Source organism: Candidatus Accumulibacter contiguus (genome assembly GCF_012940005.1).
Taxonomy (GTDB): domain Bacteria; phylum Pseudomonadota; class Gammaproteobacteria; order Burkholderiales; family Rhodocyclaceae; genus Accumulibacter; species Accumulibacter contiguus.
The window spans coordinates 51430-71017 of record NZ_SPMX01000036.1 but is presented as its reverse complement, the minus strand read 5'-3'; the positions used below and the strand labels follow the sequence as shown (position 1 = coordinate 71017).

Genomic DNA, 19588 nt, shown 5'->3' with positions numbered 1-19588 from the left:
GGCTACACTTCGTTGGCAACAAGTCCCCCCAACATTGTGATTGTATTCGCTTTCGTGACGAATCATGGCGCAGCGCCACCGGCAGCCAATGCATCCCTTGGACGCAACATCCGGACAAGATGTTCCTGTAATTCTGAGATGCCGCGAAGGAGCTCCGGTGTGGCGCACCACCGTCGGGGTGCCCGCAGCCCGCTGGCACAGGATCATGCTTGCGATCACCGCGACCTTTGCTTCCTTGATTTTTTTGCCTGCGAATTGATCCATATCAATTATATTGTGTTAGCCTTTGCGGCTGGTGAGAAACTGGAACGGGGTTCGCACGAGCCCTTTTTGGTAGATTTTCAAAAACGTCAGGTGCTTGCGCCAATGCTGCTCTGCGTGGTGAATGCACTTGGTGGGGGAGAGGGAGAACATGGCACGATACTCAAACAAGAACCGCTACCTGAATCGTTTGCGACTGGGTAAGGCCGGGCTGCTCGGGTTGCTCGGTATGCTCAGTGGCGCCGCAAACGCCGCCTGGCAACTCAATCTGCAGGAACCCGTGACCGCTACAGCCCGGCGTGTTTACGACCTCCATACGCTCTTGACGGTGGTGATCGTCGTCATTTTCGTCGGCGTCTTTGCGGTCGTCACCTATTCGCTAATTTTTCATCGCAAGTCCAGGGGCCACAAGCCGGCTGATTTCCACGACAACACGACCGTGGAACTGGCCTGGACCATCGTGCCGGCGCTGATCCTGATCGCGATAGCCTTCCCGGCTACGTCGGCACTGGTAAACATGCGCGATACCTCGCAGCCCGATCTTACGATCAAGGTCACTGGATATCAGTGGAAGTGGGGTTACGAATACCTCACCGGCGACGCTGCCGGAGTCAAGTACATGAGTGTGCTCGCCACGCCACGCGACCAGATCGAAAACAAGGCACCCAAGGGCGAACATTATCTGCTGGAGGTCGATCGCCCGCTGGTGGTGCCGGTTGGAAAAAAGGTGCGCATTCTCACGACGGCGACCGATGTGATTCATAACTGGTCGGTCCCGGCATTCGCCGTGAAGACCGATGCAGTCCCCGGTTTCCTGCGCGATACCTGGTTCCGTGCTGACAAGGAAGGCACTTACCGCGGCCAGTGCTCGGAACTCTGCGGCAAGGACCACGGCTTCATGCCGGTGGTGGTCGAGGTCGTCTCCGATGAAAAGTACGCCGCCTGGGTTGCCGAGCAGAAGCAGCAAATGGCTTCGGCTGCGGACGATCCGAACAAGGTCTGGAAGCTCGATGAACTGCTTGCCCGCGGCGAGAAGGTCTACGCGGCCAACTGTGCTTCCTGCCACCAGGCGAACGGACAGGGATTGCCGCCCGTTTTCCCCGCTCTGGACGGATCGAAGATTGTCAAGGGTCCGAAAGAAGGACATCTCGACATCGTCATCAACGGCAAGCCGGGTACCGCAATGGCGGCCTTCGGTGCACAGTTGAGTGATACGGATATCGCGGCCGTTGTCGCCTACGAACGGAACGCATGGACCAACAAGCTCGGCGAAGTCATTCAACCCGCCGAAGTCAAGGCGCGTCGCGGCAAGTGATCGCGCTGCCGGCCCTCAGGAGAAACTGATTATGCAAGCCACGCACACTGCCGGACATGCCGGCGACCACCATCATGACGACCACGCCCACTATCCGAGCGGCTGGAAGCGCTGGGTGACCACCACCAACCATAAGGACATCGGTTCGATGTACCTGTGGTTCAGCTTCGTGATGTTCCTCGTCGGCGGTGCGATGTCGCTCATCATTCGCGCGGAGCTCTTCTCCCCTGGACTGCAGTACGTGTCCCCGGAGTTCTACAACCAGATGCTGACCCTGCATGCCCTGATCATGGTCTTCGGCGCGATCATGCCGGCATTCGTCGGCTTCGCCAACTGGATGATCCCGATGATGATCGGCGCCTCCGACATGGCGTTTGCGCGGATGAATAACTGGAGTTTCTGGTTGTTACCGCCAGCCGCCATTCTCCTGACGGTGTCGATCTTCGTGCCCGGCGGCGCTGCCGGAACCGGTTGGACCCTCTACCCCCCACTGTCGGTACAAATGGGGATAGGGATGGACATGACCATCTTTGCCGTCCATATCCTGGGCATGTCATCGATCATGGGTTCGATCAATATCGTCACCACCATACTCAACCTGCGTACACCCGGCATGACTCTGATGAAAATGCCGCTGTTCTGCTGGACGTGGCTGGTCACGGGTTTTCTGCTGATTGCTTCGATGCCGATCCTGGCCGGTGCGGTGACCATGCTGCTGACCGACCGCCATTTCGGGACTACTTTCTTCAATGCAGCCGGTGGTGGTGATCCGGTGCTGTTCCAGCACATCTTCTGGTTTTTCGGCCACCCTGAGGTCTATATCATCGCCTTGCCGGCCTTCGGCGTCGTTTCCCATGTGATCCCGGCATTCTCGCGCAAGCATCTCTTCGGCTATACCTCGATGGTCTATGCGATTGCCGCGATCGGTCTGATCTCCTTCTTTGTCTGGGCGCACCACATGTATGTAACGGGCATCCCGCTCACAGGCCAGCTCTACTTCATGTATGCGACGATGCTCATCGCGGTGCCGACAGGGGTGAAAGTCTTCAATTGGGTCACCACCATGTGGCGCGGGTCGCTGACCTTTGAAACGCCGATGTTGTTTGCACTCGGTTTCCTCGTTCTGTTTACCATCGGTGGGCTTACTGGCCTGGTGCTGGCCATGACAGCGGTGGACATCCAGTTGCAGGATACCTATTATGTCGTTGCCCACTTCCACTACGTCATGGTCGCAGGAGCGCTTTTCTCTGCCTATTCCGGCCTCTATTTCTGGCTGCCGAAATGGACCGGTCACATGTACAACGAAGGTCTGGGGAAACTGCACTTCTGGCTGTCGATCATCTTCTTCAACATCGCCTTTTTCCCGCAACACTTCCTCGGCCTGGCAGGCATGCCGCGACGGATTCCTGACTATTCGCAACAGTTCGCGGACTTCAACGTGGTTTCCAGCGTTGGTGCCTTTGGCTTCGGTTTGAGCCAGTTGCTGGTCTTGATCGTCGTCTTTCAGGCAGTGAAAGGCGGTGCCAAGGCGGACAGCCGGCCATGGGATGGCGCGCACGGACTGGAGTGGACTGTTCCCTCACCCGCACCGTACCATACGTTTGAAGATCCGCCAGCGTTTGATGCGGCCGAGGCACACGCATGACCCACGACGATACATCATCGCGCGAGCAGGGCAGCCGTCGCATCGCGGTCGGCCTTGCCCTGTTCGCAGCAGCCGTATTTCTGAGTTTCATCATTCGCCAGTGGATGGCCAGCTCTTGAATCCTGAGCTCAGCCCGGTTGGATCGACCACTGCCGACTCGCGCCCGCGGGTCGGCAGTAACGTCCGCATCGCATCGATTCTCGTGATCGTGGTCGTTGGCAGCTTGCTGTTCGTGGCCGCACAACCGCGCCTGTACCGGGCATTTTGCGAATGGACTGGCCTGTACGACATCGACCGTGCGGAGCAGGTCGCTGTGTCGTCTCTCCCGGGACGTCCCGTGACGCTGGAGTTCGATGCCAACAGTCATGACGGAGGCTTGCTCTTTCGTCCTCAGACCAACAGCCTTGCGGTCAAGACCGGAGAAATCGTGCACGTGATCTATCGCGTCGAGAATACGCGCGACAGCACCGTGATCGGGCAGGCTGTTCCCAGCTACGGGCCGCAGCATGCAGGTGGCTACGTAAAGAAGCTGGAGTGCTTTTGCTTCAAGCAGCAAACGTTTGCGCCGCACGAGGTGCGCGAGATGGACGTCGTGTTCCTGATTGATCCGAAGCTGCCTGATGACGTTGCTACGCTTACCCTTTCGTATACGTTTTTCGAAGTGCCGGCAGGTGGCGCGAAGGCATTGGCGACGTCTGCGGAAGTCCGGACTTGAACGATGTGTTGGTGAATCCACAATCGCCGAAGAACGGCCTGTTTCGTACCATTCGTACCGTTGCCTGGGCGCTTTTGGGGGTGCGTGGGCACAAACCGTACGAGCAAGATGCACCACCGTTGTCGCCGTTGAAGCTGTTGATCACAGCACTGGCTTTCATGCTGGTTTTTGTACTTACGCTGGTAACTGTGGCAATTTACAGCAGTCGTCATTGATGGACACATGAACAAGGTAACAGGGCCATAACGACAATATGATTTGGAGGGAATCAAGATGAGTCACCCCGCATCCGCAAGCCGCTATTTCGTTCCCGAGCCTTCGCACTGGCCGGTGGTTGGGTCGTTTGCGTTGCTCTTGCTGGCAACCGGCGCCATTCTGACGTTTAATTCGATTGCCTACGGCGGATACTTTTTGCTCGGCGGGTTCGCCGTTCTGACGGTCATGCTGTTCGGCTGGTTTGGACGTGTGATCGGTGAATCGGAAGGCCAGCGCTACAATCTGCAGGTAGATCGTTCCTTCCGTTGGTCAATGGCCTGGTTCATCTTCTCCGAGGTCATGTTCTTCGCGGCTTTCTTTGGCGCGTTGTTCTATGTCCGCGTATTGTCCATTCCTGACTTGGCGAGTGCGGAGCAGGCTGCGCTTTGGGAAGGCTTCAAAAATCAATGGCCAACTGCCGGTCCTGCGGCCAAGGACGCTTTTACTCCGATGCACGCATGGGGAATCCCGGCCATCAATACCCTGCTGCTGCTGAGTTCGGGCGCCACGGTGACCTGGGCGCACTGGGGATTGGTCGCCAACAAACGGCAGCAGTTGATCGTCGGCCTGATCTTGACGGTGCTGCTCGGTCTGTTGTTCCTGGGCCTGCAGGTGTACGAATACCGCGAAGCCTATAGCCACTTCAATCTCAAGCTGACCACTGGGGTGTACGGTTCAACCTTTTATATGTTGACCGGTTTCCATGGTTTTCACGTGACGCTCGGCGTGACGATGTTGACCGTGATTCTCCTGCGGGCGTTGAAGGGACACTTCACCGGGGAGCGACACTTTGCCTTTGAAGCGGTTGCTTGGTACTGGCACTTTGTGGACGTCGTCTGGCTCGGCCTGTTCGTCGTTGTCTATTGGCTGTAACTTCCTGACGCGTGGCGCACCAAGATGTGCGCCACCGCTAACGGTCATGACTTTTCCAGGCACCCCGATCATGAAGTCATGACCGTTTCCCTCTCCCCCCGACCCCTCCCCCCGCGAGGGGGGAGGGGAGATTCGTGAGTCGCATACGCGACTTTCACATTAACCTCGCAATCACAGGCGTTCAACGATCCAGCCAAGCCAGTGGGCAGCCATCAATAGCAGAAACAGCCCAAACGATAGGCCGACACGGAAGGAAAGTGCCTTCACCGCTCTGGTTTTGTCCGGGCCTTGATCGCGATAGATAAACACCAGGGCGCTGCCGAGACTGGCAATGATGGCAATCAGCATCAGTACGACGAAGATGCGCATGAATTTCCCTCCTGAAAGATCACAGTCTACCGTAGTCTAGGACTTTCGGTTCGCATACGACAACAACCCGGGAACAGCGTTCTGCAGATGTCGATCTTCTCCCTCAAGCGCGGGCCTCTGCACCTGCTTGTGGTCCTTCTGGTGGTTCTGACCTGTCTCGCCATGTCCCGCCTGCAACTCTGGCGTGCGGAAACACGCGGCGAGCGCTTTGCGCGCGAGCAGTCCGCCCTTGTCTCGACACCAATCAAATTGTCCGCGCAGCAGCGCGATCGCGAGAGCCTGATCGACAGGGCGGCAACCGCACGCGGTCACTGGCTGGAGGAGAAAACCATCTTTCTGGACAACAAGATCTATCGTAGTCGCCCCGGCTATCATGTACTCACGCCTTTGCAGTTGTCGGGCAGTGCATCCGTCGTATTGGTCAACCGCGGCTGGATACCTGCGCCGCGACTACGTTCTGACATCCCGTCGTTGGCATCGCCAGTAGGTGAAATCGAGATTGCCGGCGTGACTCACAGCTTTGAAACCAGGACATTCGAATTGCAGAAAACCCCACCGGAGGGAGCCATCTGGCAGCATGTGCGGGAAGAGGACTACCGTCAGCGCAGTGGCCTGGACGCGTTACCGGTAATTCTGATGCAAACCGGTGCGGAAGGCGATGGTCTGGTACGCGATTGGGGTACTCCTGACAATCCGGCGGTGAAACATTACGGCTATGCGGCCATGTGGCTGATTTTTGCGCTCATGGCCGTGGCCTATGGACTCCTTGCATGGCGAAAGAAATGACCTCAGAGAAACAGGCGGGCCAGGACGTCCCTGTCAGCTGGGCTCCGGCCAGCGTTTTGAAAGCTTCGAGTCAGACCAGGGGCAGATGGACGCTGCTGGCGATCGTTGCGATAGGCCTGTTGCCGCTTCTTGTTGCGTTGTACTTTCGCTATGTCTCACCGCCGCAGGTCAAGGCGACCGTTGGTCTGCCGCTTGACCCTGTGCCACTTCCGTTTGAATTCCTGCAACGTCCGGATGGCACCCGACTGGAGCATCCAGAAGTCAGTGGCAAGTGGCTGGTGATTTTTGCGGCGCCCGGCGCCTGCGATGCGCGCTGCCAGCACACGCTTTATCTGACACGGCAGGCACGTACCGCGCAGGGACGCAATATGGAGCGTATCGACCGCCTTTGGGTGATCACCGATGCCACGACACCAGCGCCTGGTCTGATGGCATCACACCCCGACCTGGTCCTGGTTAGAGCGACAGACGCCAAACTGATGGATATTCTCGGAGGAAGTGAAAGCCGCCATATCCATCTGGTAGATCGACGAGGTCTTGTGGTCTTCCGCTACCCAGAAAACCCTGATCCAACGGCCTTCATCCGCGAACTCGGCAAACTGGTCAGACTTTGACTACAGGAACGGCGTGCAGCCATACTGCAACAGATGGGCCTGTAGAGCCGCGCTTTGCTGAGGACGGCAGTCTGGTCCCTTCGGTTCACGTTTGCTCCACCAGGGGCGCCAGAATTGCACGCATTTTCTGCATCGCCTTGACTTCAATCTGGCGAATCCGCTCGGCGGATACACCGAATTCCGCCGCCAGTTCGTGCAGGGTCGCCGGGTTGTCATCGGTCAGCCAGCGCGCTTCGACAATCCGGCGGCTACGCGCATCCAGACCTGTCAGGGCACTTTGCAGACCATCGTTCTGTAAGTACGCACGCGCGCGTGCTTCAAGCACACGTAACGGTTCACTCGAATGGTCCGACAGATAGGCAATCGGAGCAAACGCGTCTTCCTCTTCATTATCGCCTTCGAGCGCCAGATCATGACCCGATAGACGAGTATCCATCTCGATCACTTCGTCCGGCTTGACGCTCAGGCGCTGCGCGATATCCGCCACCTGCAAGGAACTCAAGCCATTGCTGTTCGCTTTCATGCCGCGCAGGTTAAAGAACAGTTTGCGCTGCGCCTTGGTCGTAGCCACTTTGACCATTCGCCAGTTCTTGAGGACGTACTCGTGAATCTCGGCCTTGATCCAGTGGATGGCGAACGAAATCAGACGTACTCCGTGCCTGGGGTCGAAATGCTTCACCGCTTTCATCAGGCCGATATTTCCCTCCTGGATCAGGTCGGCGTGTGGCAGACCGTATCCGAGGTATCCGCGCGCGATGGCAATCACCAAGCGGAGATGCGAAAGCACCAACTGCCGTGCCGCATCGAGATCTTCCTCATCACGAAAGCGGGTGGCCAGACGAAATTCTTCTTCCTTGCTCAGCAGCGGAAACTGCCTGGCCGCCTGGATATAAGCGTCAATACTGCCGACGGCAGAAACCGTCGGAAATGCCAAGGCCTGGGTCATGTGGATGATTCCTCCTGCACGTTACTGATGACAAGTTTCATTTTAGCACTCGTTGCCTGAGAGTGCTAATGGACAGAAAAGTTCGTCCAACTAACGGTCATGACTTTTCCAGACACCCCCGATCATGAAAGTCATGACCGTTTCCCTCTCCCCCCGACCCCTCCCACGGCCCGCGCTGCATCGCGGGCCGGCTGCGGCGGCGCGGAGCAGTGCTCCGCGAAACCCCGCCTTCGCCCCCGCGAGGGGGGAGGGGAGATTCGTGAATCGCATACGCGACTTCCACATCAAACCCAAGCTCCAGAATGGCGGTGAAAAAATATTTGCCTTTGGTGTAAGTAATTCCAGCCTGCATGCGTCTAAGCAATGTCAGAGAACTGGTTTCAGAACGGCCAGCTTTGACCCAATCCATCCACTAAAGAGGAGAAAGAAATGTCGAATCAACTGTCTGGTGTCGCTATCGCCGCCGCTGCGGCTGCCCTTCTTGCCACTGGCGGCATGCTGGCGCCGACCGTCCACGCTGCGGAAGGAGGCCCGGTACACTGTGCCGGCATCAACTCGTGCAAGGGCCATTCCGAATGCAAGACGGCCAAGAGCGAGTGCAAGGGGACCAATGCCTGCAAGGGCCAGGGCTGGGTGACCAAAGCCAGCGCCAAGGAATGCACCGATGCGGGTGGCAAGGTGGTCAAGTAAGCTCGATGCAGGGGGGCGTGACCGGGCTGCCGACCGGCAGGTGGTCACCCCCGGCGCCAACCTGAAGGAGACGCCATGCGCGAGACCATCAAAGGCTTCGGCCTGGGCCTGCGTACCGAACATTACCGGGATTTTGTCGAGTCACCACGAGGGGTGGACTGGCTCGAGATCATATCCGAGAACTATCTCGTCGCGGGTGGTAAACCGCTTTACTATCTCGATCGCATCCGCCGCGACTATCCGATGGTGATGCACGGTGTTTCGCTCTCGATCGGTGGCAGCGATGCCCTGGATCCGGAGTACTTGCGGCAGTTGCGGGCGCTGGTCGACCGCGTTGAGCCTGCCTGGGTTTCGGACCATCTGTGCTGGACCGGAACCGGATCGTTGAACCTCCACGACCTGCTGCCACTGCCTTACACCGAGGCGGCACTGCGGCAACTCGAGCCACGCGTGGCACAGGTCCAGGAGGCTCTCGGCCAGCCGCTGTTGCTCGAGAACGTTTCCAGCTATGTGCGCTACCGGGTTGACGAGATGAGCGAATGGGAGTTCATTCGCGAGTTGGTCAGGCATACCGGCTGTGAGTTGCTGCTCGACGTGAATAATGTCTACGTGAGCAGCGTCAATCACCATTTCAATCCGCACACCTTCATCGATGCCATACCGCCTGCGGTGGTTCGCCAGATCCATCTGGCCGGACACGAGGAGCATGGCAGCTACCTCATCGATACTCACGATCAGCCGATTTGTGAGGCCGTCTGGGATCTGTACGCCTATACCGTTGGGCGACTTGGTCCAATACCGACGATGATCGAGCGCGACGACAACATGCCGCCGCTTGCGGTGCTCATCGCCGAACTCGATTATGCTCGCACGCGGGCACAACACACCCAGATCGAACAGGCCGCATGAGTACCCTGGCAGAGTTGCAGCAGCGTTTCCAGAAAGCCATTCTGCTGGAAAATTTCACCCCGGATTTGTTTGCTGCGGAGGGAGCACTGCTGGCGGGTGGTATCGGCGTTTACCTGCAGGCTTACCGTGCCCGTCTGACGGCGGCCCTGCGCGACAATTTCCCGGTTCTGCAGCGGGCGCTCGGCGATGACGCTTTTGATCTTCTGGCGCGCGCGTATATCGATGAACATCCATCACATTTCCGTTCGATTCGCTGGTTCGGCCACAGGCTGGTGGAGTTTCTCGACGCTGCGCCAGGGCGCTTGCCACACCCCGCGCTGCTCGACCTGGCGCGGATGGACTGGGCGATGCGTACGGCGTTCGACGCTGCAGATGCTGCCGCTCTCACCCGTGACGACCTCGCTGCGTTGCCGCTGCAAGACTGGCCTCTGCGGCGATTCAGACCCCTGCCTTCCTTGCAGTTGATCGATCTGGCGTGGCGTGTCGAGCCGGTCTGGAAAGCGCTCAATGCGAATAGCGAAGTCGCCAGCGAGGAACCGCAACGATTGCCGCATGTGCTGCTGATCTGGCGACCGGCGCTCGATTGCTGCTGGCGATCTGCCGAAGCCTGCGAAGCGGCGGCCCTGCAAGCCTTGACCCAAGCGGCCAGTTTCGCCGACTGTTGCACGTTGATCGCCGAGTCCGGTGTGCCGGAACCGGCGCAGACGGCCGCCGGTTTTCTCCAGCGCTGGATCACCGAAGGCCTGCTGGCTAAGGATTGAGAGGAGGACATGCCAATACTCCCGGAAAACACCATGACGACGCGGTGTACGGACTGCGGCACCGCCTTTGTCTGCGGTGCGGTGGTCGGCCACTCCACTTGCTGGTGTATGGAAAAGCCGACGCTTACCCTGGAACCGGGCGCTGCTGCTGTCGGCTGTTACTGCTCAACTTGCCTGGAGCAGCGGCTCAGCGCACAGACATCCGCTCCGGCAGCATGAGAATTGCGTCGCGGTTGCTCCACGAAAAACATTTCGCGGCCGCTTCGCGCCACGGCAACCAGCAGTAACGCAAATGCTCTTCGGCAGCGACGGTGACCGGCTGTGCTGCCGGAAGCAGCAGCGAGAAGACGTGCTCGGTATTGTGCAGGACCCCCGGAGCGTAACGATGACGCCACTCGGCAAAAATCTCGTAGCAGTTGCTGAGCCGCCAATCCAGCAGATCCTCGGCGCGCACCTGGATCCCGGTTTCCTCGCCGACTTCCCGGATGGCAGTTGTCAGCAATGGCTCATCGTTTTCCTGGCTGCCGGTGACCGATTGCCAGTAGCCTGCATGGGCAGCACGTTCGAGCAGCAGCACCTGCAGATCCCGGGTATGGATCACGACCAGCACCGACACCGGTCGCTTGTATTGCTTCATGCCAGGGTCGGGAGAACCGCCAGTCCGTCAGCACGAAGATCGTAAAACACCCACATCGGTAAACCCTGCAAGCGCCATTCGGCAATGGCCGCGGCAAATACCTCGTTTATGGCATGAAAAGCCGCCGGGTCCTGGGCTCCCAGGATTTCAGCCCGGGTGATGATCAGTACATAACCTGCGGCTTCACACCACGAAAAATCGGTCAGACAATCCTTCAGGGCATCGAGGTTGTGTCCGTACCACTCGGGAAAGTCGAGATCTCGTCCGAGTTTAGCGAGTACGATGTCGACACGGTCGGAGTCGCCAAAACTGAGGTCAAAGCAGGCGAAGCCGGCGGCTTCCGCAGCGGCTTTGACGACTCTGTGAGCACTCCAGGGCAAGTGGTAGATCCCGGCTTGTGTTGCATCTTCGAGCAGGTTCTGCAAGTCGTTCTGGCTCATGGCTATTCGCGTATGCGGCGGAAACTGCGGTAATGATCATCCGTGTAATAGAACTCGCTGGAGTTGGCGACATCACCGCCGCGCCCATCGCCGGCGATGATTCGGCGCGCTCCACGGTCTCGGCTACCCGGTGTCGGTACCGTGTACTCCCGATAGTAGCCGTGTGCCTGCAAGGGCAGGCGTTTCTCGAAATTGCCAAAAGTACTCCCATCCTTGCGCGGGTAGGGAAAGGGTCCACCCTGCCGGATCAGAAGCAGGGTCTGCATTACCTCCGGTGGCAAGTCGGCCAACGCGACCCTCGCCAGGGATCTGGGTTCACGTGCATGGGCCGCGCCAAGCAGACCACCGAGCAGCGCGGCCAGCAGCAGCAGCCGCAGAAAGGTCACGATTTTCAGCACCTGCAATTAGCCTTTGCCAATCTCGATCTGCGTTTCGACTCTCTGGCGCAGGCGGATGTGCAGTTCCCGTAGCTGCTTTTCGTCCACACCGCTCGGTGCGTCGGTGAGCAGGCACTGCGCACGCTGGGTTTTCGGGAAGGCGATCACATCCCGGATCGACTCGGCTCCGGCCATCATCGTCACGATGCGATCCAGACCAAAAGCCAGTCCGCCGTGCGGTGGAGCGCCATACTTGAGGGCATCGAGCAGGAAGCCGAACTTGAGCTTCGCCTCTTCCTCACCGATGCCGAGCGCCCTGAAGACCTGTTCCTGGACTGCCGCCCGGTGAATCCGCACCGATCCTCCACCGAGCTCGGAACCGTTGAGTGCCAGGTCGTAGGCCTTGGCCAGACAAGCGCCAGGGTCACTTTCCAGCAGCGCCAGATGCTCGTCTTTCGGACTGGTGAAGGGGTGGTGGCAAGCTGTCCAACGCTTCTCCTGCGCGTCATGCTCGAACATCGGAAAGTCGACAACCCATACCGGCTCCCAGGCATGGCCATTGACGAAGCCCTTTTCGTGTCCGATCTTGGCGCGCAGGGCGCCGAGCGCGTCGTTGACCACCTTGCATCTGTCGGCACCAAAGAAAATCAGATCTCCCGACTGCGCGCCAGTCCGCTCGACGATCGTCTGCAGCGCGCGCGCGTGCAGGTTCTTGACGATCGGTGATTGCAGGCCAGCCTCGTTGAGTTGCGTGACATCATTGACCTTGATATAGGCCAGCCCTCTGGCGCCATAGATGCCGACAAACTGGGTGTAGGCGTCGATCTCGCCACGCGTCAGGCTCGCCCCTCCGGGAATGCGCAAGGCGGCGATACGACCCCCTTCGCTATTGGCGACACTGGCGAAGACCTTGAAGGAAACATCCTTCAGCGCGTCGGCGACTTCGACGAGTTCGAGAGTCACGCGCAGATCGGGTTTGTCTGAGCCATAGCGATGCATGGCTTCAGAATGGCTCAGGCGCGGGAAGGGATTGGGCAGATCGGCGGCGATCGCTTCCTTGAAAACCGCCCGGATCAGTTCTTCCATCAACCCGATGATTTCGCCCTCGCTCATGAACGAGGTCTCGATATCGACCTGGGTGAATTCCGGTTGGCGGTCTGCGCGCAGATCCTCGTCGCGAAAGCACTTGGTGATCTGATAGTACCGGTCAAACCCGGAAATCATCAGTAACTGCTTGAAAAAGTTGCGGCGACTGGGGAAGCGCGAAGAAGTGGCCGGGATGCACCCGCGAGGGAACCAGATAGTCGCGCGCGCCCTCCGGAGTGCTCTTGGTGAGCATCGGGGTTTCAATGTCGATGAAACCGGCATCGTCCAGGAAGCGGCGGAAGGCCCGCGCCGTGCGGTAACGAAGTTGCATGTTGTTCTGCATCTGCGGACGCCGCAGGTCAAGCACCCGGTGCAACAGGCGAATGTTCTCCGAAAGATTCTCTTCGTCGAGCTGAAACGGCGGTGTCACCGACGGATTGAGGACTTCCATCTCGTGGCAAAGAATCTCGATCGCACCGCTGGCGATGTTGGGGTTGACCGTGCCCTCAGGTCGAGCGCGGACTTTGCCGGTAATCCGCAGGCAGAACTCGTTGCGGACCGACTCGGCAGTCTTGAACATCAGCGGCCGATCGGGGTCGCATACAATCTGTGCCAGACCCTCGCGATCACGTAGATCGACGAAGATCACGCCACCATGGTCGCGGCGCCGATGCGCCCAGCCGCAGAGCGTAACCTCCTGGCCAATAAGCTGTGAATCGACTTGTCCACAATAATGAGTACGCATGCTGTTGTCCGGGTAACTTGTTTCAGTTTATGGTCGGCTGGGAGTGTTCGCGGCCTGTGGTCGTAGCTGTGGGGCCACCACGCCCATCGAGATCACGTACTTGAGTGCGGTATCCACGCTCATGTCGAGTTCGATGACATCCGTTATCGGCAGCATCAGAAAGAAGCCCGAGGTCGGATTCGGCGTCGTCGGAACGTAGACACTGACATGCTCGCCATCGAGATGCCGAAGTACTTCACCGCCCGGTTTACCGGTAAGAAAGGCGATGGTCCAGGTGCCGCGCCGCGGATATTCGATCAGCAAGGCTTTGCGAAAAGCGTTTCCGGATGATGAAAAAAGCGTGTCTGAAACCTGCTTGACGCTGTGATAGATCGAATTGACGACTGGAATGCGCGCCAGCAACAACTCCCACCAGACGACCAGCCGCTGCCCGATGAAATTGGTAGCCAGAAGCCCGGTGAGAACGATGATCAGCAAGGTCAGGATCGCCCCGACCCCCGGGATGTCGAAACCAAGAACCGTGTGCGGATGTATCACTTCCGGCAACAAGCGCAAGGACTGATCCATGGTCCCGACGATCAGCATCAGCACCCAGGCGGTGATCGCCATGGGAACCCAGATCAGCAAGCCGGTGATGAAGTAGCGTTTGATCAGTGGTCGGCGCACGCCGTCGCTCCGGTCGGGGATGCGGGCGCTTTTTCGGTGGTTTTGGCGCCGGCTTCCGGCTTTTCGGTCGGGGCAGAGGGCTGGCCACCCTTGAAGTCTGTCGCGTACCAGCCACTGCCTTTCAACTGAAAACCGGCAGCAGTCAGCTGCTTGGTATAGCTGGCCTGACCGCATTGGGGACAGATGCGCAATGCCGAGTCGCTCAGTTTTTGCAGATGATCTTTCTCGAAACCACAGGAAGTACAGCGATAGGCGTAGATCGGCATGACTAACCCCCAGAAAACGCTTCAAAACCTGCAATTATACGCGAACTGCGAACTCGTGAGGGAAGCGCGGCCGGCCATCAGGCAGACGGCTGGCAGGCAAAGCGCATGATGTAAGTGGTAAGATGCTGCGCCGCACAGGCTGCGCCGCACAGGCTGCGGCGGGCGAGTGGCGGAGCGCCCAAAAGAATTTCCCGGAAGCACAAAAATGGAAGGTTCGACAACAAGGCAATGGCCGAACAACAGGCAGAGAAAGGTTCCATTCAGGTCATCGAGCGGATGATGTCACTCCTCGACGTGCTGGCCGACATGCCGGGACCGGTGAGTCTCAAGATCCTGGCCCAGCGTACCGGCCTGCATCCCTCCACCGCGCATCGCATCCTTGCAGTGATGACCGGCGCCGCGCTCGTCGAACGCCAAGACGCCGGTACCTACGCGCTCGGCATCCGGCTGCTCGAACTGGGCAACATCGTCAAGTCGCGGATCAACATTCGCCAGGTGGCGCTGCCCTACATGCAGCAATTGCACGAGCTGATCGGCGAAGCGGTGAATCTCGGCATTCGCCACGAAGACGAGATCATCTACGTCGAGCGAACCTCGAGCGGTAGCTCGCTGGTGCGCGTGGTTTACCTGGTCGGCGGACGCGCGCCGCTACATCTCACCTCGGTCGGCAAGCTGTTTCTGGCGGCTGACGGGCTGGCCGATGTGCGAGCCTACGCCAGGCGTACCGGCTTGCCGGGCAAGACTCCGCATTCTTTGACTCGCCTCGATGCACTCGAAAAGGAACTCGACAAGATCCGCCGCCACGAATTGGCCTACGACAACGAAGAAGCCGAGATCGGCTTGCGCTGCATCGCCGCGCCGGTCCGCAACGATGAAGGTCAGTTGGTCGCCGGGCTCTCGGTATCAGCACCCAGCGATCGCCATAACCCGGACTGGGTGAGGCCGATCAAGGCGACAGCCAATGAAATATCGCAGGCTCTGGGCTTTCGCCAGCCATTGCGCACCTAACCTTGACGACCGCGACGCACCGCCGTGAGAATGCCGCGCAGGATCTCGATTGGCTCTGGCGGGCAGCCGGGTACTGCGACATCGACCGGAATCACGTTGGCCACCCGACCGCAGCTCGCGTAACCCTCACCGAAAATGCCTCCATCGCAGCCGCAGTCGCCGACGGCAACCACCAGCTTGGGTGCCGGCGTCGCCTCATAGGTGCGACGCAAAGCCAGCTCCATGTTCCGTGCAACGGGTCCGGTCACCAGCAGCATGTCGGCATGGCGCGGGCTGGCAACGAATCGAATGCCGAGGCCCTCGATGTTGTAGTAGGGGTTATTGAGGGCGTTGATTTCGAGTTCGCAAGCGTTGCAGGAACCGGCATCGACTTCGCGAATGCTCAGAGCCTGGCCGAGAATTGCGAGGATTTCGCGCTGAATCTGCTCGCCGTCGACGCGCAGGGCATCGTTGCCCGCGGGCGGGGCTTCGCTGCGGATGCCGTTGCGTGCGATCTGTCTGAGGATGCGCCACATCAGAGGTCGTGTCCTGAATAGCTGAGGTTGAAGGACTTGTTGATCAGCGGAAAGTCGGGAACGATGTTGCCGATCACCGCATGCACGAGTACCGGCCAGTTTTGCCATGAGGGATCGTGGATGTGGCAGCGACGGATGCCGTTGCTGCCGTTCTCGCCATCCCATTCGAGTGCCACGAAGACTTCGCCGCGCCAGCCTTCGACCCAGCCGGCACCGAGCGCTGCCTTCGCCGGCAAGCGTAGTTCACGGCGCGTCTCGCCCGCGCCCTCGCTAAGCCGGCAAAGAATCACGCGCAGCAAGCGCAGCGATTCGCTGATCTCCGCAAAACGCACCATCACGCGTGCAGCGACATCGCCGTCGCTGCACGTCGCGATCTTCACCTGCAATCGGTCGTAAGGTGCCCAGGGCTGGTCGCAACGCAGATCGACCGCCTGGCCGCTGGCCCGACCCGCGAGGCCGGTCAGGCCGAGTTGAGAGGCGAGTTCAGGCGTCACGCGGCCAGTGGTCATGAAGCGATCCTGCAGGCCGGAATGCTCGTCGTACACCTGCTGCAGTTGCAGTACTTCGCGCTCGACGCTGTCGCATTGACGGAAAAGCCGGTCGGCGCTGGAGCGGTCGATGTCCGAGGCGACGCCACCGGGGACGATACCGTCCATCATCAGGCGGTGGCCAAAGGCTTCTTTTGCGAGTCGCAGCCAGTCTTCCCGGAGCCGTGAGAACTGCGCGAGTCCGAAGGCGAACGCTGCGTCGTTACCGAGTGCACCGAGGTCGCCGAGGTGGTTGGCGACGCGTTCACGTTCTAGCAGCAAGGCGCGCAGCCAGCACGCACGCTCGGGAATCTCGCAGCTCGCGAGTGACTCCAGTGCCATACAGTAGCTCCAGGCGTAAGCCACCGTAGAATCGCCCGAAATCCTGCCGGCCAGGCGATTCGCTGCGAGTGGCGGCAGCTCGGTGAAACGCTTTTCAATTCCCTTGTGCTTGTAGCCCAGGCGTTGCTCCAGGCGCAGCACTTTCTCGCCGACGACCGAAAAACGGAAGTGCCCAGGTTCGATGATTCCGGCGTGCACGGGTCCTACCGGGATTTCGTGCACGCCATCGCCTGCGACGCGAACGAACGCGTAGTCGGTAACTTCCTGTGCCGCAGGCAGGCCTGGATGCGGATCCTGCCGGCGTAGCGGATGCCAGTTCGCTGGCCAGGCACCATGGTTGAGCCATGCTCGCCGGTCAGTCGCCCCTTCGGCAACGACGCCGAGCAGATCGGCAGCCGCCCGCTGCAGGTGCGCCGCGCAGGGAAAGAACGGGACCAAGTCAGGATAGCTCGGATGCTGCGGATCGATCACACTTCGCTCGCCAAGCGGCAGGTCGAGCCAGAGCAAGCCTTCGCGAACCACATAAGCCGCCGAGATCACCAGACTGCCGGATGCGCCGCGCGTGCGATCGGACCCCCACAACGACAGCAGCCTTCCTCCTGCCTCGGACACCGCCTGTGCAACCCGCCGCCAGGTATCGGCGCGAACTGTCCGGTAGTGCATCGGCAGTGGCCCCGGCAAGTGTTCAAGATCCTCGATGAATTGTGCAATCAGCATCGCATTAACCGCCAATCATCCGGGCCGCATGGCGATACCAGGCATCCAGATACGGCGGGATATACAAGCCCAGCATCAGGCCCAGACCAAGGTGGACAAAGACCGGGATGAGCGCCGGCGGGTGCCGCAACGGCTTGACCGAGGTTTCACCGAAAACCATCGGCTGCACCCGGCTGAAAACCGAGGCGAAAGCAACGCCGAGCGCCAGCAGCAGAAACGGCGTCGCCCATGGTTGCTCACGCATGGCAGTGGTGAGAATCAGGAATTCGCTGGCGAAGACGCCGAAAGGGGGCATCCCGAGGATCGCCAGCGAGCCGAGCATCATACCCCAGCCGACCGTCGGGCTGACCTTGATGAGGCCGCGGATATCTTCCATCACCTGCGTTCCCGCCTTCTGCGTCGCATGCCCAACGGCGAAGAAAATGCCCGACTTGATCAGCGAATGCACGCTCATGTGCAGCAGGCCGGCGTAGTTGGCAATCGGTCCACCCATGCCGAAGGCGAAAGTGATCAGCCCCATGTGCTCGATCGATGAATAGGCGAACATGCGCTTGACGTCCTTCTGTCGCGACAGGAAGAATGCCGCCACGAGTACCGACAGCAGGCCGAAACCCATCATCAACTGCCCGGCAAGGGGATTCTGCAGCGCCCCGTCGGTCAGTACCTTGCAGCGCAGCAGGGCATACACGGCGACGTTCAGCAGCAGACCCGAGAGCACGGCCGAAACCGGTGTCGGTCCTTCGGCGTGGGCATCTGGCAGCCAGTTATGCATTGGCACCAGACCGACCTTGGTGCCATAGCCGATGAACAGGAAGGCGAAGGCCAAAGTGATGATGCCCGGATCGAGCTGCGCCTTGACCGCGTCGAGATTGGTCCATAACAGGGCGCCGCCCTCGGTGCCGATCACCTTTTCCGCTGCCATGTAGAGCAGCACGGTGCCGAACAGCGCCTGGGCAATGCCAACGCCGCAGAGGATGAAGTATTTCCAGGCCGCCTCGAGGCTCGCAGGCGTCCGATACACGCTGACCAGCACGACGGTGGTCAGCGTCGCTGCCTCCATGGCAACCCACAGGATCCCGAGGTTGTTGGTCATCAGCGCGATCAGCATGGTGAAGTTGAACAATTGATACATACTATGGTAGAGACGCATGCGATTCGGCGTCATCTTGCCGTGGTCACGTTCGACGCGCATGTAGGGGCGCGAGAAAATGGCGGTGGTTAGGCCGACGAAGGCGGTCAGGGTGAGCAGAAAGACATTCAGCGGATCGATATAGAACTCGCGGTTCCAGGCGAACAGCGGGCCACCTGAGATCACTTCCGCGGTCAGCGCGCAGGTGGCGAGGAAAGTCCCCAGGCTGAAGGCGACGTTGATCTCGCGCGCGCCGTCGTGCTGCCCGGTGAAGGCCAGAACGACGCTGCCGAGCAGGGGTATGGCGAGGACCAAATACAGCATTTGCAAGTCAGTCTTCCCTGAGCTTTTCGAGGTGGCTGATGTCGAGGCTATCGAACTCTTCGCGGATATGGAACATGAATACGCCGAGAATCAGGATCCCGACCAGCACGTCCAGGGCGATGCCGAGTTCGACGACCATCGGCATGCCGTAGGTCGCCGAGGTGGCGGCGAAGAACAGGCCGTTTTCCATCGACAGAAAACCGATCACCTGTGGCACCGCTTTTGAGCGGGTAATCATCATCATGAACGAGAGCAGTACGCAAGCGAGCGCGATGCCGAGCGTGCCGCGGGCGATACTGACCGACAACTTGGAAATCGGCAGTGCCAGGTTGAATGCGAAAATGACGAGCGCAATGCCGATGATCATTGTCATCGGGATGTTGATCAGCGTCTCGACGTCCCAGCGCACGTCGAGACGATTGATCACCCGATGCAGCAACAGCGGGATTAGGATCACCTTTAACACCAGCGTGATTCCTGCCGAGACGTAGAGGTGTGGCTGGTGGGTGGCGTAGCCGACCAGCAGCGTTGCGGCGACCAGGATCGCGCCCTGCGCGGTGAACAGGTGAATCAGCGACAGAATCCGCCGCTGCGATATCATCGCGAACGACAGCATCAGCAGGATTGCCGCGAGGAGATTGATCAACTGGCCGACGAGTTCGCTCATCAT

The 19588-nt window shown here is 59.5% G+C and carries 25 protein-coding genes and 1 pseudogene; 14 read left to right on the top strand and 12 right to left on the bottom strand.

What is annotated here, in order from left to right:
• Positions 1-159 precede the first annotated feature (159 nt).
• From E4Q08_RS13315 to E4Q08_RS13290, 7 genes are read left to right on the top strand one after another with little or no spacing between them, the layout of a single operon-like run.
• The gene (locus E4Q08_RS13315; RefSeq protein ID WP_169070727.1) at positions 160-465 is read left to right on the top strand and encodes a hypothetical protein; all 306 of its coding nucleotides are present in this window, start codon (positions 160-162) and stop codon (positions 463-465) included.
• Positions 466-490: 25 nt separating this feature from the next.
• Positions 491-1576 carry a cytochrome c oxidase subunit II gene (coxB, locus tag E4Q08_RS13310; RefSeq protein ID WP_248594906.1) on the top strand — a complete coding sequence of 362 codons (1086 nt, stop codon included), beginning with the start codon at positions 491-493 and terminating at the stop codon, positions 1574-1576.
• A 31-nt stretch (positions 1577-1607) separates the two neighbouring features.
• Positions 1608-3221 (top strand): cytochrome c oxidase subunit I, encoded by a 1614-nt coding sequence (ctaD, locus tag E4Q08_RS13305; RefSeq protein WP_034915728.1) that lies wholly within the window; start codon positions 1608-1610, stop codon positions 3219-3221.
• Complete coding sequence (locus tag E4Q08_RS24065) at positions 3218-3340, top strand: cytochrome oxidase small assembly protein (RefSeq protein WP_211203417.1); 123 nt, start codon at positions 3218-3220, stop codon at positions 3338-3340. The genes ctaD and E4Q08_RS24065 overlap by 4 nt, the downstream gene beginning before the upstream one ends.
• A complete protein-coding gene (locus E4Q08_RS13300; RefSeq protein WP_211203416.1) occupies positions 3337-3936 on the top strand; it encodes a cytochrome c oxidase assembly protein in 600 nt (199 codons plus the stop codon). The genes E4Q08_RS24065 and E4Q08_RS13300 overlap by 4 nt, the downstream gene beginning before the upstream one ends.
• Before the next feature lie 5 nt (positions 3937-3941).
• Positions 3942-4151, top strand: a complete 210-nt coding sequence (locus E4Q08_RS13295) for a DUF2970 domain-containing protein (protein ID WP_288130716.1) — start codon at positions 3942-3944, stop codon at positions 4149-4151.
• Positions 4152-4209: 58 nt separating this feature from the next.
• The gene (locus E4Q08_RS13290) at positions 4210-5064 is read left to right on the top strand and encodes a cytochrome c oxidase subunit 3 (protein WP_034915739.1); all 855 of its coding nucleotides are present in this window, start codon (positions 4210-4212) and stop codon (positions 5062-5064) included.
• A gap of 171 nt (positions 5065-5235) precedes the next feature.
• Here E4Q08_RS13290 and E4Q08_RS13285 read toward each other — a convergent pair whose 3' ends face one another.
• A complete protein-coding gene (locus tag E4Q08_RS13285) occupies positions 5236-5433 on the bottom strand; it encodes a twin transmembrane helix small protein (RefSeq protein WP_169070724.1) in 198 nt (65 codons plus the stop codon).
• A gap of 87 nt (positions 5434-5520) precedes the next feature.
• On the opposite strand from E4Q08_RS13285, the gene E4Q08_RS13280 reads away from it, so the two are divergent.
• Both E4Q08_RS13280 and E4Q08_RS13275 read left to right on the top strand, forming a co-directional pair.
• A complete protein-coding gene (locus E4Q08_RS13280; RefSeq protein WP_169070723.1) occupies positions 5521-6219 on the top strand; it encodes an SURF1 family protein in 699 nt (232 codons plus the stop codon).
• A complete protein-coding gene (locus tag E4Q08_RS13275) occupies positions 6204-6833 on the top strand; it encodes a redox-active disulfide-containing membrane protein (RefSeq protein WP_169070722.1) in 630 nt (209 codons plus the stop codon). The genes E4Q08_RS13280 and E4Q08_RS13275 overlap by 16 nt, the downstream gene beginning before the upstream one ends.
• An 85-nt stretch (positions 6834-6918) precedes the next feature.
• On the opposite strand, the gene rpoH is transcribed toward E4Q08_RS13275, so the two are convergent.
• Positions 6919-7779, bottom strand: a complete 861-nt coding sequence (rpoH, locus tag E4Q08_RS13270) for an RNA polymerase sigma factor RpoH (RefSeq protein ID WP_169070721.1) — start codon at positions 7777-7779, stop codon at positions 6919-6921.
• A 429-nt stretch (positions 7780-8208) separates the two neighbouring features.
• Between rpoH and bufA2 the strand changes: the two genes are divergently transcribed.
• From bufA2 to E4Q08_RS26155, 4 genes are all read left to right on the top strand, one after another.
• On the top strand, positions 8209-8469 hold the full coding sequence (bufA2, locus tag E4Q08_RS13265) for a BufA2 family periplasmic bufferin-type metallophore (protein ID WP_034917118.1): 261 nt from the start codon (positions 8209-8211) through the stop codon (positions 8467-8469).
• A gap of 75 nt (positions 8470-8544) precedes the next feature.
• Positions 8545-9378: an MNIO family bufferin maturase gene (gene bufB / locus E4Q08_RS13260; RefSeq protein WP_034917116.1), complete on the top strand. Its 834-nt coding sequence runs from the start codon at positions 8545-8547 to the stop codon at positions 9376-9378.
• Positions 9375-10139 carry an HvfC/BufC N-terminal domain-containing protein gene (locus E4Q08_RS13255; protein ID WP_169070720.1) on the top strand — a complete coding sequence of 255 codons (765 nt, stop codon included), beginning with the start codon at positions 9375-9377 and terminating at the stop codon, positions 10137-10139. The genes bufB and E4Q08_RS13255 overlap by 4 nt, the downstream gene beginning before the upstream one ends.
• 9 nt (positions 10140-10148) lie before the next feature.
• Entirely contained in the window at positions 10149-10358 is a 210-nt protein-coding gene (locus tag E4Q08_RS26155) for a cysteine-rich CWC family protein (RefSeq protein WP_169070719.1), read from the top strand.
• Here the strand turns inward: E4Q08_RS26155 and nudB are convergent.
• The 6 genes and pseudogenes from nudB to E4Q08_RS13220 form a co-directional block, all read right to left on the bottom strand.
• Entirely contained in the window at positions 10327-10776 is a 450-nt protein-coding gene (gene nudB / locus E4Q08_RS13245; RefSeq protein WP_169070718.1) for a dihydroneopterin triphosphate diphosphatase, read from the bottom strand. The two genes, E4Q08_RS26155 and nudB, sit on opposite strands and share 32 nt — an antisense overlap.
• The gene (locus E4Q08_RS13240; protein WP_169070717.1) at positions 10773-11216 is read right to left on the bottom strand and encodes a barstar family protein; all 444 of its coding nucleotides are present in this window, start codon (positions 11214-11216) and stop codon (positions 10773-10775) included. The genes nudB and E4Q08_RS13240 overlap by 4 nt, the downstream gene beginning before the upstream one ends.
• Before the next feature lie 2 nt (positions 11217-11218).
• Positions 11219-11614, bottom strand: a complete 396-nt coding sequence (locus tag E4Q08_RS13235) for a guanyl-specific ribonuclease (protein ID WP_372703681.1) — start codon at positions 11612-11614, stop codon at positions 11219-11221.
• A 6-nt stretch (positions 11615-11620) separates the two neighbouring features.
• Positions 11621-13424 (bottom strand): annotated as a pseudogene (aspS, locus tag E4Q08_RS13230) (aspartate--tRNA ligase).
• Positions 13425-13451: 27 nt separating this feature from the next.
• Entirely contained in the window at positions 13452-14033 is a 582-nt protein-coding gene (locus E4Q08_RS13225) for a DUF502 domain-containing protein (protein WP_169070739.1), read from the bottom strand.
• Positions 14034-14074: 41 nt separating this feature from the next.
• Positions 14075-14356, bottom strand: a complete 282-nt coding sequence (locus tag E4Q08_RS13220) for an FmdB family zinc ribbon protein (protein WP_034917104.1) — start codon at positions 14354-14356, stop codon at positions 14075-14077.
• A gap of 228 nt (positions 14357-14584) precedes the next feature.
• Between E4Q08_RS13220 and E4Q08_RS13215 the strand changes: the two genes are divergently transcribed.
• Positions 14585-15364, top strand: coding sequence for an IclR family transcriptional regulator (locus tag E4Q08_RS13215; RefSeq protein ID WP_169070716.1), 780 nt, complete (start codon positions 14585-14587; stop codon positions 15362-15364).
• On the opposite strand, the gene E4Q08_RS13210 is transcribed toward E4Q08_RS13215, so the two are convergent.
• The 4 genes from E4Q08_RS13210 to E4Q08_RS13195 are packed head-to-tail and all read right to left on the bottom strand — an operon-like array spanning position 15361 to position 19585.
• Entirely contained in the window at positions 15361-15879 is a 519-nt protein-coding gene (locus tag E4Q08_RS13210; protein ID WP_169070715.1) for an NADH-quinone oxidoreductase subunit B family protein, read from the bottom strand. The two genes, E4Q08_RS13215 and E4Q08_RS13210, sit on opposite strands and share 4 nt — an antisense overlap.
• Positions 15879-17465 carry a hydrogenase large subunit gene (locus E4Q08_RS13205; RefSeq protein WP_169070714.1) on the bottom strand — a complete coding sequence of 529 codons (1587 nt, stop codon included), beginning with the start codon at positions 17463-17465 and terminating at the stop codon, positions 15879-15881. The genes E4Q08_RS13210 and E4Q08_RS13205 overlap by 1 nt, the downstream gene beginning before the upstream one ends.
• 4 nt (positions 17466-17469) lie before the next feature.
• A complete protein-coding gene (locus E4Q08_RS13200) occupies positions 17470-18918 on the bottom strand; it encodes a hydrogenase 4 subunit F (protein ID WP_372703678.1) in 1449 nt (482 codons plus the stop codon).
• A gap of 7 nt (positions 18919-18925) precedes the next feature.
• Positions 18926-19585, bottom strand: a complete 660-nt coding sequence (locus tag E4Q08_RS13195; protein WP_034917124.1) for a formate hydrogenlyase — start codon at positions 19583-19585, stop codon at positions 18926-18928.
• Between the last annotated feature and the right edge of the window lie 3 nt (positions 19586-19588).

What these genes read in the sequence shown, in the direction of transcription:
- E4Q08_RS13225 (WP_169070739.1), bottom strand. Translation starts at nt 14,033, where the DNA reads ATGGCGATCACCGCCTGGGTGCTGATGCTGATCGTCGGGACCATGGAT.
- E4Q08_RS13255 (WP_169070720.1), top strand. Translation starts at nt 9,375, where the DNA reads ATGAGTACCCTGGCAGAGTTGCAGCAGCGTTTCCAGAAAGCCATTCTG.
- E4Q08_RS13275 (WP_169070722.1), top strand. Translation starts at nt 6,204, where the DNA reads ATGGCGAAAGAAATGACCTCAGAGAAACAGGCGGGCCAGGACGTCCCT.
- E4Q08_RS13290 (WP_034915739.1), top strand. Translation starts at nt 4,210, where the DNA reads ATGAGTCACCCCGCATCCGCAAGCCGCTATTTCGTTCCCGAGCCTTCG.
- E4Q08_RS13195 (WP_034917124.1), bottom strand. Translation starts at nt 19,585, where the DNA reads ATGAGCGAACTCGTCGGCCAGTTGATCAATCTCCTCGCGGCAATCCTG.
- nudB (WP_169070718.1), bottom strand. Translation starts at nt 10,776, where the DNA reads ATGAAGCAATACAAGCGACCGGTGTCGGTGCTGGTCGTGATCCATACC.
- rpoH (WP_169070721.1), bottom strand. Translation starts at nt 7,779, where the DNA reads ATGACCCAGGCCTTGGCATTTCCGACGGTTTCTGCCGTCGGCAGTATT.
- ctaD (WP_034915728.1), top strand. Translation starts at nt 1,608, where the DNA reads ATGCAAGCCACGCACACTGCCGGACATGCCGGCGACCACCATCATGAC.
- E4Q08_RS13285 (WP_169070724.1), bottom strand. Translation starts at nt 5,433, where the DNA reads ATGCGCATCTTCGTCGTACTGATGCTGATTGCCATCATTGCCAGTCTC.
- bufB (WP_034917116.1), top strand. Translation starts at nt 8,545, where the DNA reads ATGCGCGAGACCATCAAAGGCTTCGGCCTGGGCCTGCGTACCGAACAT.
- E4Q08_RS13205 (WP_169070714.1), bottom strand. Translation starts at nt 17,465, where the DNA reads ATGCTGATTGCACAATTCATCGAGGATCTTGAACACTTGCCGGGGCCA.
- E4Q08_RS13215 (WP_169070716.1), top strand. Translation starts at nt 14,585, where the DNA reads ATGGCCGAACAACAGGCAGAGAAAGGTTCCATTCAGGTCATCGAGCGG.
- coxB (WP_248594906.1), top strand. Translation starts at nt 491, where the DNA reads ATGCTCAGTGGCGCCGCAAACGCCGCCTGGCAACTCAATCTGCAGGAA.
- E4Q08_RS13220 (WP_034917104.1), bottom strand. Translation starts at nt 14,356, where the DNA reads ATGCCGATCTACGCCTATCGCTGTACTTCCTGTGGTTTCGAGAAAGAT.
- E4Q08_RS26155 (WP_169070719.1), top strand. Translation starts at nt 10,149, where the DNA reads ATGCCAATACTCCCGGAAAACACCATGACGACGCGGTGTACGGACTGC.
- E4Q08_RS24065 (WP_211203417.1), top strand. Translation starts at nt 3,218, where the DNA reads ATGACCCACGACGATACATCATCGCGCGAGCAGGGCAGCCGTCGCATC.
- E4Q08_RS13240 (WP_169070717.1), bottom strand. Translation starts at nt 11,216, where the DNA reads ATGAGCCAGAACGACTTGCAGAACCTGCTCGAAGATGCAACACAAGCC.
- bufA2 (WP_034917118.1), top strand. Translation starts at nt 8,209, where the DNA reads ATGTCGAATCAACTGTCTGGTGTCGCTATCGCCGCCGCTGCGGCTGCC.
- E4Q08_RS13280 (WP_169070723.1), top strand. Translation starts at nt 5,521, where the DNA reads ATGTCGATCTTCTCCCTCAAGCGCGGGCCTCTGCACCTGCTTGTGGTC.
- E4Q08_RS13210 (WP_169070715.1), bottom strand. Translation starts at nt 15,879, where the DNA reads ATGTGGCGCATCCTCAGACAGATCGCACGCAACGGCATCCGCAGCGAA.
- E4Q08_RS13200 (WP_372703678.1), bottom strand. Translation starts at nt 18,918, where the DNA reads ATGCTGTATTTGGTCCTCGCCATACCCCTGCTCGGCAGCGTCGTTCTG.